The following is a 19,206-nucleotide window of genomic DNA, read 5'->3' on the forward strand; positions in this document are numbered from 1 at the left end:
CTATAAATATATCTTTATTCGAAAATAGAATCTTGAATATCTTTTAACGTTCGGACAGATTGAGAAAGCTTTTGTCTCTCTTCCTCATTCAGAGATAGTTCGACAATACGTTTTACGCCGGCTCTTGTAATAACAGAAGGCATACCGACATATACACCACTGTGACCATATTCCCCCTCTAACAATGTCCCTACAGGCAGAACGACATTTTCATTTCTGAAAATAGCCTTCGTTATCCGGGCTAATCCCATAGCTATACCGTAATATGTTGCACCTTTTGCATTAATTATTTCATAAGCTGCTTCACGAGCCATTCCAGCTATTTCTTCTTTCCTTTCCTCGGTTAGCTTTTGGGCAAGAGGTGCACCAGAGATATTTGCAGAGCTCCATGCCGGGAATTGAGAATCCCCATGTTCTCCAATGATATAACCGTGAACACTTATTGCTGCCGTATCAAACTCCTCTCCTAGTAAGTATCTAAATCTCGCAGAGTCTAAAATAGTTCCAGATCCAATAACTCTTTCTTTTGGTAGACCTGAGTATTTTAATGTTGCGAATGATAGGATATCAACTGGATTTGATGCAACAATAAAAATACCGTTAAACCCTGAATCCATTACATTTGTTACAATACTTTTAAAAATAGCGACGTTTTTATTTACTAGCTGTAATCTGGTTTCTCCAGGTTTTTGTGCTGCTCCTGCTGTAATGACAACAATGGCTGCATCGCTGCAATCCTGATAAGAACCTTTTTTGACTTTCATTGCCGTAGGGGCATATGCAATACCATGACTTAAATCCATAGTATCCCCTTTTACTTTATCTTCATTTAAGTCTACTATTATTAATTCATCACATAATCCCTGATTCATTAAAGCAAATGCATAACTTGATCCAACAGCACCGTCTCCGATTAATACAACTTTGTTACCTTGTGTAAAATTCATTTTAAATTCCTCCATCGTCCTTGAATTTATTTAATGTGAAGTGTTTCACATATAGGTGTAAAAAAATATCTAATTTCTTGATCCTTTAACTCAATAATTGTGAATTACTTCACAAACATAATATACATGATTTTTTTGAATTTAGCAAGATCACCATTAAAGTTTCTAAAGTCCTTTGATGCTTTGGACAAATTTCTGTCACATATAAATCAAATCTCAATAACAAGATCAAAAGAAATGGGGATGGAGACTTTATCTCAATCTGTAAAAAACAACCTAACAAAATTAACCCTCATGCAAAGAAGAGCACAGTCTATATACTAAGAGTGTGCTCTTTTGCTATTTAACAATCAATATAGTGGATCTCGCCTATATAATTAGGCATAATCCATATAATCTAATCGCTCACTAAGAGCTTATTCGCTCCTTTGGCGAGGCAATTTGAGTAAGCCTATCCCCCTGCGATCATCTGTGCTAGTTTCCCGCACAATAAGGCTGCATAGGTGCCGACAATGTTACCTAAAATCCCCATTAATAATCCCACAGGCGCTAATGCGGGTTGGAATACAGATGCAACAATGGGTGCTGAACTCGTCCCACCGATATTACCTTGAGACCCAACTGCTACGAAAAACAACGGCGCTCTTAACAATCTCGCGGCAGCAAAGATACAAAGGATATGGATTGCTAACCAGACGACTCCCATTAAGATAAACTGAGGTGCCTGCACAACATCTGCTAAATTCGCCTGTGCACCAATCCCAGTTAAAAACAAATATATTCCTAAATAACCGATTTTACTGGCACCATAGTATTCCAGGTTTCTAACTTTTGTAAAGGAAAGGGCAATTCCAACAGCAGTGATCAAAATGAACGACCATGTTGAAGTGCTCATAATCTCACTTTTTGGAATAAAGTCCATCCCTGCGAAGACACGAATGATATAGGATCCTGCAAAACCAATACCAATTATTCCAAACAGCTGTGGAAGTTGTAATGGTTTCACATTCCTTTCAATATCTGTTGCTATATCTTCATTAACTCTCTTAATCGTAGAATTATCCGCACCATTCCACTTATTGAACCTTTCTTGGAAATTGGCTAATGCAATCATAACACCCATCCAGCTAATTCCGACTAGGGTGTCTGTCAAAATGACTGGACTTAATATCTCGTCAGGTGTACGAAACGCTTCAATCATTGCACCCATATTTGCTGATCCGCCAATCCAGCTTCCAGCAAGGGCTCCTACTCCACGCCATGCTTCCTCAGGCAGGATTCCTTGGAATAAAGCAAAAGCAATAGGGCCTCCAATCACAACACCGATTGTCCCTGAAAGAAATAAAAGAACAGCTTTCCCTCCGAGCTTAAATGTTGCTGGAACGTTCGCACTAATCATTAATAATAACAAACCTGCTGGAAGTATATACGTACTTAGAAAACTATATAAATCCGAACTTTGCGGAATAATACCAAATGTGGTTGAAAGCATTGGTAAAAAGTACATCCAGATTAAAGGTGGAGCATAACGAAAGAACTTACGTAAAAATTTATTATCTAAAGTAGATAACATAAATACAATCCCGACAATTGCACTTAAATAAGCGAAGATCGCCATAGGATCTTGAATTAACACCATATCTTTATTCATGATGAGAAACACTCCTTGTTGATTTTTGAAAATTTTCAGATAATTGGTGGTAAGGACTTGGAGATTTTATCACTTTTCCAGTCAAAAAATCAATCGGAAAATATTGTGAAATTTGCATCGAACTACAGATAAGGAGATGGAAGCATTGAGGGTTTATTTACTGTTGGGAGGATAGATCCTTTACTTATATCGTCTGTCCCAAATTCGAAAGCCAGAAATATGCACAGCTAAAAAGCACTATTATCTTAAAGACAACAGCACTCTTACTAAATGTACACATGCAGCAGTGCAACTTTCTATTATATAATGATATGGTTATAAAGCCACCAGCTTAGCTATAATAAATATCTTTAACTCTTAACAAGAAAGCGAATGACACTGTAATTCCTTTCGCTAGATTAGCAGAAAACACGATATTATAAATGGATCAGCCAACGATGAGCCTCAGCAAACAATGGCCCCCAAGTTGATTCATGGTGCGTTCCATCAGGTATAAAGTCAAATCGTATTCGATTTTCATCTACACCTGCTGCGATTAGCGTCTGACGGACCTTTACTACATGCTCATAGGCAGTCTGATTAAAATCTGTATTATCGGTCTCCTGACCTCCCATGCTCAGGTAAATACCCATCGCAGGAGAAATATCTGACTGCTGAATTAATCGGATGATCGCACCATCATCCTGCCACATAACAAATGAAATCCCACAAACTTTGCCAAACAGATCAGGATAGCAAATGGCCGTGTAGAGCGCAATATACGCACCGAACGAGCTTCCGCCAATCAGTGTATTCTCCGGTTCGGGAAGGGTTCGATAGTGACGGTCGATATATGGCTTAAGTGTTTCTGCACTGAATTCAGTGTAAGCATTACCTTTTCCTCCAAAGCCATACTCCTCGTTCATGGTAAAATTATATTAATTGTTGCGCTGGTCGCCTCCATTATCAATAGCAACTACGATAGCCTCGAGACCAGTTTCCCCAATAGCCATTTGCTCTAGTGTCTCATCTACGCCCCACTCGATTCCCCAAGATGTTGCTTGATTAAACACATTTTGGCCATCTTGCATATAGAGGACTGGATACCTGCGTACCCCTTCTTTATAACTTTTCGGAAAATAAATCCATATTCTGCGCTCTATCTGCAGCTGAGGAATCGGGAATGCTTCGATTATCTTCACATCACCGGTAATCGTATGTATTTTGTCGTCATTCAGAACTTTTCTCCACGGTAAAGCAGTAGTTTTGCTCATTTATGATTCTCCCTGCTAAATCTTGTATTGTCAAAACCTTGTATAGAAATAGGTCATAAAACCCTATGTTCATGTGCTAACTAAAGGAATGCATTTGCTTTTGTTGTTCACAGTGCAAACAGCCCCTCCCCCATACTAAAAAACAAGGCTAAGTAAAAAATTACAGCCGCTCACACTGTGTATAATCATTCGCTTTCTATTCCCGATTGATCAGATACTCTTTCACTTCTTCCATTGTCTCTATTTGATCAATATGGTCAATAATGTTTTCTAACACTGGGATACTTTGCATGTAGATTCGCTGTTTTATATCTTCTGGTACAGGACCGACAAATTTCTTAATCAATCGGACAGTTGTATCCGCTTTTCCTGCTTTTCTTCCTTCTTTCAATCCTCTATCCCGCCAAGAATTTGGTAAGCTTCGAATAAATGCTAACTCTTCTGGTGTGAATTCCTCCATATCTTTCATTATTTTTTCCTTCTCCTGTACAGTGATCGGTAAATACGCTTCAAAAAATCCATTGACTAACTCTGCTTTTGCAGGGGTTGTGTTAAGGCTTATTAACATTCTTAAGAAGGCACGCTTGACATCTAATTCTTCTGACTTTTGATAACCCATTTTACTAAGTAAAGCAGCAGCTACTGGGTTATTAGACTTTAGGAAAGTACGGCAGTTGAGATTCTTTAATTCTATTTGAACAAAGGCGCAAGCACCCGTTTAGAGACGTAGCAGTGGAGCGAATCAACTGAGATAAAGGGAATCACGGTGAGGTAACGAAACGATGATGACTTATCGTAGGGCGATTTCGCGAAGTCGCCTAGTCTCTGGGCGCTGGAGCCGGACGTGGCCGTTTCTGTCAGCGAGCATTATATAGCCAACATTTTATACTCCCTTACCTTTTTAAAAACGAAAAGGTTAAGACATGAAAGAATGGAAAGGTAATAGTAAATTGGTTGGGTTCATTGCGAATGTAGTCATATGTGAAAAGGGCGATTGGCTATACAGGTTTTCTATACCTATTATACAATAGGCTGAAGTATTGATACATACGTTGATGAAAAAAATCTTGTCTGTAGCTTTGAGGCTCTACATGGATGATAATCAGTTTTTCTTCTCCTTTTAACTTGGCTTCGAATACCATATCTACTTTTTTATGGTCCCCTTCAAGCAAATCTGTGAACCATTCCTCTGATAATGGCTTCACGTCAGAAAAATCGATGGAGCGATGGACATCTGGGAAAAATAATTCAAGAAACTCTTCAAAAAACGTGCCAATCAATTGTATAAATAACTGATCATGCGATAAATACTTGCTGGAATCTTCATGAACTGCGATCAACGTATGATTCATAACACTTCTCCTCTCATTACCTTATCGAACACTTGTTCTTAAATAAATATTAAACTACTTTCTATTGTTTGTGCAAGAAAAAAGATATCACTATTGGCCAAAGTTACACCATTTAGGAAGCGCTTTTTAATTGAGAAATTTTTCTAAAAAAATCGGGATTATTCCATGGCTTCTGGCACGGTTTAGTTTACTCATAAACAGCGACAGCTCCCCCCAAACTAGTAATTTAATAGGTTTGTTTTATAAATTCTTCATTTTCCGTTATCAAGGTGTTTTTAAGATATAATAGGTTTAAAAGTATTCAATTAATGATCAAAGAAAGGCTAATAAACCAAATATGAAAAAACTTAACTTGCAATCCTCAGAATACCTGTACACCTACTCACGTGATTTCGAAGAATACTCTCTCTGTGCATTAGAGCAAAGAGTACTCTTCGGTGAAGAATCCGATAACATTATCAAAAGCAGTAAAAATATCAACCCAAGCAGGAGCCCGTTTATAAAGGGGAGGCTCTCCATTCTTTTTACAGGTGAGTCTGTGCAAGCAATTGCTGAACAGGTTCATCAAATGGAACTTAGTGACCAAACCTTCAAAATTCTTTACATTAAGATAAATGACCTTTCTCATGAGCAGAAAATAGAATTTGCAGAACAGCGAATGATTGAAAATGAGATTGGCTGGAACATCATTGGAAAGGCGAAAATGAAAAACCCTGATATTCTTTTCGGGATTGTACCGTTCAAAGGACATTGGTACTTCGGCACATACCTGGAAAGTGAATCAGTATGGCTGCATCATTTGAAGAAGCCGCAGGAGTACTCAACAGCATTAAGCACACGCTTGGCCAGAGCTGTTGTCAATATAGCAGTTCCAGACACAGCAGGAGTCCTTGTTATCGACCCCTGTTGCGGAATAGGTACAGTACTTGTCGAGGCACTGTCGATGGGGATTCAGATTGTTGGCTCTGACCGCAATCCATTAGCCGTAAAAGGGGCCAGAGAAAATATCGCCTTTTTTAACTATGAGGGAACAGTGAAGGTAAAAGATATTGCTGACGAAGAAGGCTATTATGATGTGGCAATCATTGATTTGCCATATAACCTTTCTGCCAAAGCTACGCAAGAGGAGCAGTTCACTATCATCAGGCATGCTAGAAAAATAGCAGATAGAGTGGTGATTCTGACGATTGAAGACATAGATGAAATGATTTTGTCCGCTGATTTTACGATCGTCGATCGGTGTGTTGCCAACAAAGGGAAGAAGGCGCTTTTCTCCAGGCAAGTGATTGTTTGTGAATAATGGATTATGATGGTGAGTTAATGTACGAGTGGTCCAGTCTGCTATAAAAAAGAACCATACTGATTCATTTTCACCAGCATGGTTCTTTTATTTTTTCTCAGTAAATTCCCAAAACAGGGTGAGAATAATCAATTTTTGAGCTGCAATGTTTCTATTTAGCCGGTAATGGAGCATGTGGTGAAATAAATCCTTTGTCCACTAATTCACTCCAGAATGCTTGCGGGATATCTTGTTTAATCATTTCCACGTCCTGAGCGTTATGTTCCGGGCGAGTAGAACCAGGAATGACAGCTTTCACAGCTGGGTGTGCGGTTGAAAATTGTAAAGCTGCTGCCTTCAAGTGTACGTTATGACTTTCCGCAATTTCTTCTAGCTGTTTTACTTTATTTTTGATCTCACCATCTGCTTTAGCATAGTTAAAATAATCTCCTCCAAGCAAAACACCAGAATTAAATGGGCCGCCTACAACGATGTCCACCCCTTTTTCGGCAGCTTTCGGCATCATACGCTGGAGTGCTTGCTCATGTTGCAAAATGGTATATTTGGTAGCATTTAAGCATACGTCAGGCTGGAATTCTTCCATGTCCATCACTAACTCAATCGGTTCAGTTGTATTAACACCAAGTCCCCACGATTTAATCACTCCTTCTTCACGAAGGCGACTCAAGACACGAAACGCCCCATTTCTTGCCTCTTCAAATTTTGCAAGCCATTCATCGCCATGGAAATCAGGAGAGAGATCATGAACATAAACGATATCTAAACGATCCGTGTTTAATCGTTCCAGACTTTGCTCAATTGATTTCATGGTTGCTTCCTCTGAATAATCTGTAATGACCTTGTTTTGACGTCCATTCTGGAAAATGCCTTCCTCTTTTTCCTCTTTTTCATCCGTCATATAACGTCCAACTTTCGTTCCGAATAAATATTCATCTCGATTATAATTTGATAAAGCCTTGCCCAGACGGATTTCTGCTAATCCTGCTCCATAAAAAGGGGCCGTATCAAAATAGCGAATCCCTTGGTCCCATGCCGTTTGTATGGTTTCTTGTGCTTCCTCTTCAGGAACATCTCTGAACATATTTCCTAATGGTGCTGTTCCAAGACCTACTTTATGTTTAAGAGCTTGCTCTAGTGATTTCATTAATATTCCTCCTTGTGTTATGAAGTCACACAAGTCTTTTTCCGCTTTTATCCTGCATTAAACATAAAGAACGGCAGAAAAAATAATTCCACATTACTCCGCACCAAATCGCTTTTCCAAACCTTTGCCATATGATTAAATAAAAGTACATCCTTACTGTAGTCCACGAAAAGAGGAAAAGATATATGTTTAACATAATTGGTTATCGTACAGCAAAAACTGCTGTAGGTGCGGCTCTTGCCATATTCATAGCAGAGCAGCTGCAGCTTGATTTTTATGTGTCAGCAGGAATTACCGCAATCCTTTGTATATCGGTGACAAGAAAAGACTCTCTGAAAGCTTCCTGGCAGAGAATCGTTGCGTGTGTCCTTGGACTAGCTCTAGCGACAGTCATGTTTGAATTAATCGGATATCATGCTATCGTGCTCTGTGCTTTACTGCTATTGTTCATTCCGATAGTCGTGTATTTTAATGCAAAAAAAGGCATTGTGACAAGCACTGTGTTCATGCTCCATCTTTACACACTTGAACAAGTTACACTCGGTATTCTGCTTAATGAAATCTTGCTATTATTAATTGGGGTCGGAGCGGCACTGCTAATGAATACATATATGCCAAGCAATGAAAAACAAATGCAAGACACTCAACGAGAAATCGAACAATGTTTTCAAAAGGTCTGGTATGAATATGCGCGCTATTTAAGAGAAAATATTACGGATTGGAACGGGGAGGAACTCATAACTGCTTCCAATAGAATTGATGATGGGCTTGCAAATGCGTTAAAAGCGAGCGATAATCAATTATTTCGTCATGATGATTACTTTTTTCACTATTTTAAAATGAGAGAAAAACAGTTTGAGATTATGGAACGGATGTTACCGTTGATATCAACACTTGATCACACAGTCGTACAAAGTCAGAAAATAGCTGAATTTATGGAGGAATTGAGTAAAGCCGTCCATCCGGGCAATACTGCCATCTTTTATTTAAAACAGCTGCATGAAATGACGCAAGAATTTCGGGAAATGGAGCTTCCAAATTCCCGAGAAGAGTTCGAAGTACGATCTGCATTATTTCATTTATTGTATGAAATAGAAAATTATTTAACCATTAAGAAAAAATTCAAACCAGATCCGAAACGAAAAGTTTCGAGTAACACGAAGATGGTAAGTGGGGGATAACAGACGCTAAGTATCCTCAGTGGGGGGATACAAAAACCCCCCCTGAGGAAAGTCTCACTTATGGTGCTTATTTATTTAGATTCATTACGATTTTGATTAAGCTGCTGTTGCCCCATCTTGACTAATTCTCTAACCATACTCCCGCCCAGATGCCCACCAACTTTCCCAGCATCTTTCGCTTTAATATTCCCATTATACCCTTGATTAAGTGAAATTTGCTGTTCTTCTGCCACTTCAAATTTTGCTTTTTGGGGATCTTTTGTATTAGCTACTTTTGCTTTTAATTGATCTAATCCTTCTCGAGCTTCTGGTACAAGAATTTTATTTTTATTTGCCATATTGTTTATTACCCTTTCTTAGAATATCTCTGTTAGTTCATTCGTGTCTTTTATTAATGCTATCAAATTCACTAATAATCAATTTTTTGATGCTGATCTTGGCTATCATGACCCTTTACATCTTAATTAGTCAGCTCTTTTGTTTTAGGGCTGTGGTGAATACCTCCTTTATTATTATGATTTACGTTTAACTAGAATTTATGAGTAACTGACAAGCAACACTTATTAACCAGATTCTGCAAAAGCCCTCGAACCATAACGGTTTCGAGGGCTTTTTAGTGGGCTGGCATGCAAAAAGTCACTTGATAAAAAGGGAGACTTGTGTTCTTAGAGGGTATAATATTAAATATCCACAGCCTTAATTGCTTTTGATAAGGAGGAATTTATGCTGATGTCATTGAAGTCCAATCCTAATTGTATCGCTGTTTGTGCAATTTCCGGGCGTATACCTGAAAGATGAGTTTTCACACCGATAAGTGATAATGATTCAACTAAATGGAAAATTTGATGGGCAACCATAGTATCTATCACAACAACACCTGATAGATCTAATAATAAATGATCAATATTTAAGCGAGCACAGTCTTCCAGAGTTTTTTCAAGTAATATTCTTGCTCTGTGAGTATCAATTTCACCAACTAATGGCAACAAAGCAATATGGTCATTTAAAGCAATTACTGGGGTACTTAATTCTAATATCAATTCTTGTTGAGCAAGAAGTTTATTTTCAGCATTTTGGTTATATTCTTTTGTATACCACTCAATTACTTCTCCCATTGTATCCGTTATTAACTTATTTAGATAGAACATTTCATCTAACGAATAATGATCTTTATGTAATTTGAAGTACTCATTTAACAACTCTAGGTATTGGTGTTGAGTTCCATGAAATTCTCTAATGATCTCATGAATAGGAGTATGCCCATGCGCTTCATCATGTGCAACCTTTATAATCCAATTTTCTAGGTTCTTCTTAAATGCGTTTCTATCATTCTGAAATATTTTTATAAAAAATTGGTGGAATTGATGATTCTGTTCTTTAACAGCAGCAATAGTATCTGCTGAATCAGAAGAATATACACCTCTTGACCCTGTCTTATCTAGATTGTCATACCACTGTTCAGTTAATTCCCTTGTTTTACTACTAAAGAAATCATAGATATTTTTTAATTCCATTTAAATTCCTCCCAACAAACTAGATGAATTTTCCTACATATATTCTACACTATTTTTATAACAAAGTAACACTTCCACTTTCCAAATCACCTAACCGATAAGAAGTCACTTATTTTCCAGTAATTCACTCTATTATTATATCATGAATGAAGCGAATAACTTATACAGCAAAGAGGGAATTGAATTTTCAATGCCCTCTCAACATTCCTTTATATCTAAAGAGGATAGCTCTACCCTGCTTTCAGCTCTGAATCTCCATAGTTACTTGCTCTTTTATGTTTAATAAGCTGCCATACAAACCAAGCGAGCACAGCTGTCCAAATAACCGTTCCTAAAATCAGAGAAATACCATAGTCCAGGTTAAAGCCTTCCGGTGCATAGAAGAAATACGTACTTACGGCTGCTGTCATGAACAAAGCCGGAATACTGCAAATCCAATGAAACTTGTTATTTTTCACTAAGTACATGGTTGCCGTCCATAACATCACCGCAGCAACAATCTGATTCGATCCTCCAACATAGCGCCAGAGGAAGCTATAATCAATCGTAGTTAGATATAGCGTTGCACCAGCCACAGGGATGGTAAGTAAAGCTAAATTCTTCTTCCCATTAAAATCTTTCTTCGTCAGTTGAGTCAATACTTCCGCCAGCATCATTCTGGAGGAACGTAATGCCGTATCACCTGTTGTAATTGGGAGAACCACAATACCCAAAATGGCGATGAATCCGCCAAATGCACCTAACGTCGTTATACTAATTTCATTAACGATGCCTGCTGGGCCTCCTGCATCCAGTGCTGTTTGCAATGCACCCGTACTGACGCCTTCACCAATCATAGCTCCATAAAAAACTTTTCTGCCTTCACTTTCCTTTTTTAAGGTTCGAGCTAATATAGGACTTTGCGTACTATGAAATCCAGAAATTGCCCCACAAGATATTGTTACCATTAACAATGGCCAAATAGGCAAATCTCCTGGGTGTAAATTACTTAATGTTAAATTTGGAATTTGATGATCAAAGAAAAACATTCCAATACCAATTGATACAGCCATGAAAATTAAGATAGCTCCAAATACAGGATACACTCTTCCGATTATTTTATTAATTGGCAGAACCGCCGCCAGTATTAGATACGCAAAAATAATTACCAGCCAAGTCGTCGTGTTAAGTGGTGTTATTTCCGTAAGTAACTGGGCAGGTGCCGCAGTAAATGCTGCTGCCACTAAAACCATTAATATGATCGAAACAATCGTTGTAATGAATTTCATTTTACCGCCCAAATATTTACCGACAAGTGTCGGAAATTGAGCTCCATTATGTCTAAGTGAGATCATCCCCGAAAAGTAATCATGCACTGCTCCAGCAAAAATACAACCAATAACAATCCATATAAATGCGACTGGACCATATAACGCGCCCATTATTGTACCAAATATCGGACCGGTTCCAGCGATATTCAATAGTTGAATTAAACTCGCTTTCCACCAACTCATCGGCATATAATCAAGACCATCATTGTTTGTATAAGCAGGCGTTGAATCCTGGTCATTAATGCCAAAAATTCGTTCAACCACCTTACCATAAACAATGTAGCCGACAATTAACAATACAATAGATGCTATAAAAGTAACCACCGCTGAAACCTCCTTTTTTTAAATAGTGAAATCTAATAATATAGTTAATGGGAGGAAAAAGCAATGATATTTTTTAAATTTTCAGACATTTGTTGTTTGATAGGTGACTCTGCATTTGAATCGATTATGCATTACATAGAGGTTCACTATATTGCATTAGTTATGAGGGTAACTCTAATTTCAGACTGCCTTTATTAAATGGGAAAACGCCAATATAACATCTAATATTAGTATATCGGCGTGGTTCCCTCATATTAAATTAAATTTAATGAGCATTAATGAGCACGGAATAGCTAAGTATTTTAGTCTGTTTGCCACTCACTTATGGTATGGTTCACCTTTCATAGTTTTAAACACTCGATAGACTTGCTCTATCAGGGAAATTTTCATAAGTTGATGTGGGGCTGCCATTTTAAATAAAAATAATTCATTGGCAAGTTTATAAACGGACTCTTATAAACTGAGTGATCCTCTGATAATGCCGCAAACTTACTTTTATCATAAGTCATAAGTGATTGGATGACTGTTGTTAATTGTTTCAACATTTTCATTTTCCTTAAATTGCAAGTGGATGACGTGCACGTCGATCTTACATGGGTGTTTTATTTCAACCTTTCCTGCTCTATAAACTTATCAAAATCATCTTTCGGTGGATTTGCTAATCGCTGTTGATGAAAGGCTTCATATTGTTCATTTGCAAATTGCTCCGCTACTTTGGCTTTTATTTTTCCTGCGTTTGTTAATATTTCATGCTCATTGAATGCTAAAAATGCGTCTAATCTCCCTGCCCAGTCTTTCATATACATCGGCTTTTTCTTTCTAGCTTGATTTTCTGCATAATCTAAATACATTGTCACGATACGGTTTAAATCACCAAGTTCTTCTTGTGTCAAATAATTTTTTGCTACAACGACATCTTGTTTACGTACCTTATCTCCTTTCCAGCTAGTCAATCCCATGTTAGGCTTTGTAGCATCTGATCTTTTCATAATTAGTTCCGAAGCTGTATAGCCATGAATCGCAAAATGAAGTTTATTTTGAACCGTTGCAAAGAACTCTTTCGCTATTGGTGTGCTTGGGTTGTAATCAATGGATGTCGCATAAATGTCTGTAATTTTTTGATAAAACCGTCTTTCAGATGCACGAATATCACGAATACGTTCCAGTAATTCATCAAAGTAATCTGAGCCAATATTACGAATTTCTTTCAATCGCTCATCATCCATTGTAAAACCTTTGACAAGATATTCATTCAGACGTTCCGTCGCCCACTGTCGGAATTGTGTACCACGATGAGAACGAACACGATAACCAACTGCAATGATCATTTCAAGATTATAAAATGTTACCTCTCGCTCTACTTCCCGAGAACCCTCAACTTGAACTATCCGGTTTTTCCGGATAGTTGTATCTATCCTGTGTTCTCCTTCTTCATATATATTTTTTATATGCTCATTAATTGTTTTGACACTTTTTTGAAACAGCTCTGCTATCATCTTTTGTGTCATCCAAACTGTTTCATCCTCTAATCGAACATCTATTTTTGTATTTCCGTCCTCTGTTTGATAGATTAAGATATCTGTTTGATTTTGCACTTTATTCACTCCCGTTGTTTTCTTATAATTATATCATTTTAATACAACGAAGGGAATGTTTGTTCGTCAGTTGAATTTCCATTCTAATATAAATGAAATATGCTCCTCAGAAACTTAGTTACTTTGGAGCGGGAGGACAATACTCATTCAATTAATGACTTTTTCGACAACTTGTTGAGCAAAGCACCTATTTATTTTAATAAATAGACATAATTCCTATGAGACAATTAATACCTACATTACTTTCATTCCATTGTTTTTTAAATTTTTTAAGATAGTTCAAAATTAATATTTCATATTTCGTAAACTCAAATTAAAAACCTCATTTACTTATGATACGGTTCACCGTACCGGTATGTAGGGTAAAATAAAGTAGTTAGAGCTCCTCACAAAATATATTGAGAGGAGCTCTAACTTAATAATTATTTCTTATGTTTATCTTGCATTTAAATTGTAATGTCCTTATTTTTGTCCCTATTGTCCTTATTTCTTGTCCTCATTGTCTTAATTTATTCCCATTAGTGCTCGGACATCCGCTTCTATTCAACTTATTTTTACTTCTTTTAAAGGAAGATTGTCCTTATTATTCACTTATTTATCAAAAGTATATTTAGTACCCGCTCCATGGCCGATAACTGCTACACCGTCCGATTTTAGTTCCTTTATTAGACGTTGTACCTGTTTACTTGTCAGACCTGTCATTTGTCTAATTTCCTTGTTTGTTAAATCTCTCTCCTTGAGAATAGAAAGTACTCTTATCTTAATAGCTTCCTTGTCCAAGCGCTGTTGTCGTTCATATTTCATATCTTTTTCTAGTAAACCGTAGGAATAACGAGTTAAAGTGAAATATCTCCCTTTTCCCCTTCCAATGGGCTCGATGAGATTAAAATCGTTATTCATTCTACTTAACAATTCTCTAGCTTGTTCCATGCTTCTTTGCGCCACTATAGATGCTACCGTAGAATCTATTTGTTCATGCCTTAGCAGATACTGTAATATTAACAAGTGATCTACATCGAGTGTTTTACCTTCATTTGTTAAAGCATCTACAATTGTCTTGAAACCTTTCTTTAATGGAGATGCTGTAAAAGTTAATTCAATATTATTTCCGACTTCTCGATAAACAGGAGGTTCTTTTCCTTCTATCAATAAAGAACGGTAAATTCTTGACACTCCTAAATTAGATCTATTCACTAATTTAAGACGGTCTAATAGATCCATTAAATGATCATTCCTTGCTACTGGTGGATGGTGAAGAATATTTTTTTCAGTAATGCCTCCAATAAATTGACCCGGGTTAGTGAGTATTAGCTTATCTTTATATTGTTTAAGCATCACTGTGCCTGGTATCCTAAAATCTCGATGTCCAAATGCATTTAACAAAGCTTCCCTTAAAGCTATTGTAGGATAAGTGCTAAACTCTGGATGCACCAAACCTGATTCTATTGTTACCACTGTATTATCAACAGAAATATACCTTTCAAGTTCGTATAGGGCAACTGGAATTGACTGTGTGCCATCATCCCTTAGGGTATAATCTGTATCACTCATCATTTTTCGATATGACCATTTGTGCTGAGGTATAATTCTTGAAAGAGCGTCTGGTTTCCCAACTAAAAGTAAAGCTCCTTTTGTAAGAAAGTCGTCCCTTAGTGCTCCTATTGATTCGAGCAAATCTTTATCACTTAAAGTCAATAATGTTTGATCAACTCTTTCTTTTGACATTATTTCTCTTATACGTTCCATTGCTGAAGGAGAGAATAATTCTTTCCAATCTTCATAAATAATCTCTGATGTGTAATCCATTTCAGTAGATGCGCCAACCATTTGTCTCCTAAGCGTACCAGTAAACGGGATACATTCCTTCCCTTGTCTTATGGTTGCTGCTCCATCCGTTGTCGTATATGGTGGCATTCCAGGGTAAACATTCATCAATAATAAGCGCTTTGTTCCTTCTGGTACAGTGATTTCCTCAAATACTGGTGTTAGGTGTGGGTCGGTTTTTTCATAAATGCTTTTCTGAAGTAAAGTTGTATCAATTTCTTGCGGAACACCTAATATTGCATCAGACCTTCCCTTTACTTTATCTGCTACACCAAACACAATACTTCCGCCACCACCGTTTGCCATGCATACAGCCATTTTCAACATCAATTTAACATTGTCATCTAAACTTCTTTTATTCCATTGTTTAAAGTCTAATGTTTGTGATTCAAGGTCATCAGCGATGTTTGATTCGAGCTTGTCTAATAATTGGTACACGTCTTGCTTGGATATCATCTTTTCACACCTCCCCGGCATTTTTAGCCTGTTATATAATTATTTACCACTCTACACACATACTTCCTTTATTCATTAACAACCTCTCCCAAAAAGCCTTGTTCCAATAAAAATTCTAATTCATCGATAATGGTTTCTATTTCCTCTATATTTAATGTTTCATCATCCATTACCTCAGCACTTGAATGATTAATTGGGTTGTGATTTCTTAAGTCGTGGGCTTTTTTTATTAAATCATCAATATCAGTAATCTCCTGATTGAATTCAATTCTTTTAAAACCCTTTTTTATTGGGCCTTCTTTATAATACATTCTGTAATTAGGCTTACCTTTTCCAGCTCGTTCGATACCTTTGAAGCACATCAAATGGGCAGTAACTCTATCAAAATATGATTTATAATATGAAAACGCCTCTAAGGTATCGTTACTATTCTTGTAATGTTGGTACATAAAATATATATACCAGACTTTTGAGTCATTATTAAAATCATAGTCATCCTCAAATATTAGGTTTACGTAACTGTTGTTGTCTTCATCAAGCAGAGATTTTACAAAAGAGCCCATACAGTACAAATTGATGTATTTATAGATATTAGGTTCATATTCAGTGAGTTTATCTAGTAGATCTTGATGACGAAAATTCCTTAATATCAGGTAATTAATAATCATTGCAATATCAAATGAATCCAAACTTCTATTACGAAATATTTCGTTCAGGAAGTGCTTTATCAGTTCCTCATCACATGTGTTTAATATCATATAAATCAAATTCTTTGTATCGTACTTAATTATCTTGTAATCACGTCTTAACAACCTTTTTAATTTACTAATGAGTTCTGCATCATTAAATATACCTTTTCTATAGTAAATTAAGTATCGAAATACCTCATCAGATGAATACTGTACATCAGGTATGGTAAAAACTTCATCTTTTATTTCTCTGTAGCGGTCGTGGTTATGCAATCTTACTCTGGCAATTTCATACAACTCATCTACAAATACTTTAATGCTATTCTCGTCAAACATACTTGGTATATCTATATCTTGCTCATTAACATAATGATCATATAAGGCGACACTTAGTTCCTCACTTATATCATTAGAAAATCCATAGTTACTTTTCTGCTCATTTAAGTTCAGATTAACTTCTCTATAATTATGAATAACGAAGTTTTTTATAATTGAAATAACTTCATTTAACAGGTCATCACTTGTATTAAAGAAGATATATAGATCATCTACATATCTTATAATTTGGAAATCTTCAATTTCATGTAGATCACTTAAAAATGCTTCTAGTTTACTATCAAACAGATCTAAGTAAACATATGTTGCCAAAAATGATAGTGAACAAGATTTTTCTATAGTAGGATACTTTCCGCTTCCAATTGATTGCAGTAATCTTTTATAGATCAAAGCAGTTCTTGAATCTATAATGGTGGACTTTCTATTTATTTGGTCAAATAAAATGTTAATATCTAGACTATCAAAGAAATTGGTAATATCAAACTTATAATAATACTGGTATCGTTGAGAGCATTCATTAACATCAGCATAATAATGCTCATAGCTTTTTTGATAATGAAAATCTAGATCATGTATATTTCCTGCATAGTAACACCTTGTTAAAGTCGAATCTTTAATGTACGTCTTACATACATGGTATCCTATACATTCCAAATAGATATAAACTATTGGAGATACCAACTTAGAATTTCTAAATGAGCTATTATTCTTTTGAATATAGTGACGTGGAAAGTCAAAAACTAGTTTATTCTTAAAAAGAGCGCCATTATTAATAAACTTATAAAAGAACTCTTCACTTCTTATTACTTCCTTTTCATCATCAGTTAAAATAGAAAAAGGATACAATTGCAGATATTTGTTTAGAGATTGCTTATTTTGTTTAAAAATCCCTTCACAGACATTATTCCAGGTATCGTATTTCATGTTAATCATATAATTTTAATCCCCCAATACATCTTGAAGAAGAAGACAAAATAGGAATGTTTATAATAAATCAGTTCTGATAAAATATATATGGCTGTTCAAATGTAACAATCGTTTGTTCAAGCTTTAATTTATCAGGTTCGAAAAGGACTAAATTTTCACCTTCCCCTTTTACACTACTGAAAAGTATACCATCAAAATCATATAATCTGGCACAGTCAGCTATAAATCTAGGAACCAAATACTCAGGCTTTACATACTCATTTTTAGTTTCTCGACTTACAATACCTTCATACACCAACATATAATGTAGCATAATAAAATTCATACCCTTGTCCTCTGTATAAAAGTTAACCTTTCTTAAATCCAGAACATATATTAGCTGGTTTACGTCAATTCTAATCATACTGCATGACCTATGCCATAAGGGAATCACCTCACTAAATGCTGTCATTTCATTACTGGATAGGTAAAGAAAACTTTGTCCAAAATGATTGTATCTACCTTCATAAATCGCAACTTTTTCTGCTGTTGGATGCCACATACCACCTTCATCATAGGGTATGTACTCTTTCAATTTTCTTGCCCGATAAAAAGAAGCGTTTGTAATTTCATGTTTCCCTAAACCATTTATATTTTCTAGGATATGTCTACCAAATTCGGTATTTAAAGCAAGCATTGGATATTCTTTTAAATAATTATAAAATTGGTCTATCTGTCTTTTTAACCCATTCAAAATCCCATTATACCAGGTATTAAATTCGTCATATCCTATTACATTGAATAGAAGTTTATTTAGCATAATTACTATTTTCGAATCAGAATACCCTTTCATGTTTAAATTTGGTAAAGCAAATTTAGCAGATAGGATAAAGTTATAAGGTTGTTTAAAAAATTGTAAATCATCATCCACATGTTCCCGTATGGAATAATCGTAAAAGGTGTGATGATCTAAATCTAAGTCAACAAATTCATTTGTCCAGTTATAATTTCTAATATCTGGAGTATTATTGTTTTCACCTTTAACCCTAAATACTATATAATCAAAGACTGATATCGGAGATATTTGTATATAAAGCTCTTCAATCCTTAACTTCCAATAGTCCATTAAAAGGTAATTCCCTGACACTTCAAATTTTCCAATTGGACTATTCCCACCCCTCCACCACCATATATACTCCATTTTATCCTTTTCCAAATTAAACTTTTTCTCCAACTTTGAGAGTATTTCGAAGATTTCTTTTTCATCAGTTATTAATTTTGAAAGAGGCTCATTTCCAAATATTTCTCTAATTATTTCACTAAAAAGTCTTCTTGTATCTAATCTATAATTTTTATCATCACTAATAAAGATTTTTAAGCACCCCTTTTTTTCATCCTCAGGAAGAGTCTTAAGTAGCTTCAAA

15 protein-coding genes and 1 pseudogene are annotated in these 19,206 nt (G+C 36.0%); 2 read left to right on the forward strand and 14 right to left on the reverse strand.

The genetic code is table 11. The features are described from left to right. Positions 1-14 precede the first annotated feature (14 nt). The 5 genes and pseudogenes from F9U64_RS09795 to F9U64_RS09815 form a co-directional block, all read right to left on the reverse strand. Entirely contained in the window at positions 15-947 is a 933-nt protein-coding gene (locus F9U64_RS09795; protein WP_153402904.1) for an L-lactate dehydrogenase, read from the reverse strand. Between the two features lie 451 nt (positions 948-1,398). Continuing rightward, positions 1,399-2,598: a DUF819 family protein gene (locus F9U64_RS09800; protein ID WP_228275654.1), complete on the reverse strand. Its 1,200-nt coding sequence runs from the start codon at positions 2,596-2,598 to the stop codon at positions 1,399-1,401. Between the two features lie 416 nt (positions 2,599-3,014). Then, positions 3,015-3,851, reverse strand: a pseudogene (locus F9U64_RS09805) (alpha/beta hydrolase). A gap of 196 nt (positions 3,852-4,047) precedes the next feature. Continuing rightward, on the reverse strand, positions 4,048-4,470 hold the full coding sequence (locus F9U64_RS09810) for a hypothetical protein (protein WP_153402906.1): 423 nt from the start codon (positions 4,468-4,470) through the stop codon (positions 4,048-4,050). 379 nt (positions 4,471-4,849) lie between these two features. Then, entirely contained in the window at positions 4,850-5,203 is a 354-nt protein-coding gene (locus F9U64_RS09815; RefSeq protein WP_228275655.1) for an RpnC/YadD family protein, read from the reverse strand. Between the two features lie 337 nt (positions 5,204-5,540). Between F9U64_RS09815 and F9U64_RS09820 the strand changes: the two genes are divergently transcribed. Continuing rightward, positions 5,541-6,503, forward strand: coding sequence for a TRM11 family SAM-dependent methyltransferase (locus F9U64_RS09820; protein WP_153402908.1), 963 nt, complete (start codon positions 5,541-5,543; stop codon positions 6,501-6,503). Positions 6,504-6,654: 151 nt separating this feature from the next. Here the strand turns inward: F9U64_RS09820 and F9U64_RS09825 are convergent, their stop codons facing one another. Beyond that, the gene (locus tag F9U64_RS09825; RefSeq protein WP_153402910.1) at positions 6,655-7,647 is read right to left on the reverse strand and encodes an aldo/keto reductase; all 993 of its coding nucleotides are present in this window, start codon (positions 7,645-7,647) and stop codon (positions 6,655-6,657) included. Positions 7,648-7,832: 185 nt separating this feature from the next. Between F9U64_RS09825 and F9U64_RS09830 the strand changes: the two genes are divergently transcribed. Continuing rightward, entirely contained in the window at positions 7,833-8,828 is a 996-nt protein-coding gene (locus F9U64_RS09830) for an aromatic acid exporter family protein (protein WP_153402912.1), read from the forward strand. Between the two features lie 71 nt (positions 8,829-8,899). On the opposite strand, the gene F9U64_RS09835 is transcribed toward F9U64_RS09830, so the two are convergent. From F9U64_RS09835 to F9U64_RS09870, 8 genes are all read right to left on the reverse strand, one after another. After that, on the reverse strand, positions 8,900-9,166 hold the full coding sequence (locus tag F9U64_RS09835; protein WP_153402914.1) for an alpha/beta-type small acid-soluble spore protein: 267 nt from the start codon (positions 9,164-9,166) through the stop codon (positions 8,900-8,902). A gap of 342 nt (positions 9,167-9,508) precedes the next feature. After that, positions 9,509-10,342, reverse strand: a complete 834-nt coding sequence (locus F9U64_RS23490) for an STAS domain-containing protein (RefSeq protein ID WP_153402915.1) — start codon at positions 10,340-10,342, stop codon at positions 9,509-9,511. Positions 10,343-10,572: 230 nt separating this feature from the next. After that, positions 10,573-11,976, reverse strand: coding sequence for a carbon starvation CstA family protein (locus tag F9U64_RS09845; protein WP_153402917.1), 1,404 nt, complete (start codon positions 11,974-11,976; stop codon positions 10,573-10,575). 318 nt (positions 11,977-12,294) lie between these two features. Next, positions 12,295-12,387, reverse strand: coding sequence for a 23S rRNA (pseudouridine(1915)-N(3))-methyltransferase RlmH (locus F9U64_RS22965; protein ID WP_228275656.1), 93 nt, complete (start codon positions 12,385-12,387; stop codon positions 12,295-12,297). A gap of 191 nt (positions 12,388-12,578) precedes the next feature. After that, a complete protein-coding gene (locus F9U64_RS09855) occupies positions 12,579-13,571 on the reverse strand; it encodes a virulence RhuM family protein (RefSeq protein ID WP_153402919.1) in 993 nt (330 codons plus the stop codon). A gap of 591 nt (positions 13,572-14,162) precedes the next feature. Next, a complete protein-coding gene (locus F9U64_RS09860; protein WP_153402921.1) occupies positions 14,163-15,851 on the reverse strand; it encodes an RNA-binding domain-containing protein in 1,689 nt (562 codons plus the stop codon). 68 nt (positions 15,852-15,919) lie between these two features. Next, a complete protein-coding gene (locus F9U64_RS09865; RefSeq protein WP_153402923.1) occupies positions 15,920-17,809 on the reverse strand; it encodes an AbiA family abortive infection protein in 1,890 nt (629 codons plus the stop codon). Between the two features lie 61 nt (positions 17,810-17,870). Continuing rightward, complete coding sequence (locus F9U64_RS09870) at positions 17,871-19,205, reverse strand: RES family NAD+ phosphorylase (RefSeq protein ID WP_153402925.1); 1,335 nt, start codon at positions 19,203-19,205, stop codon at positions 17,871-17,873. Position 19,206: the final 1 nt, after the last annotated feature.

The organism is Gracilibacillus oryzae, from assembly GCF_009498735.1.
Taxonomy (GTDB): domain Bacteria; phylum Bacillota; class Bacilli; order Bacillales; family Amphibacillaceae; genus Gracilibacillus; species Gracilibacillus oryzae.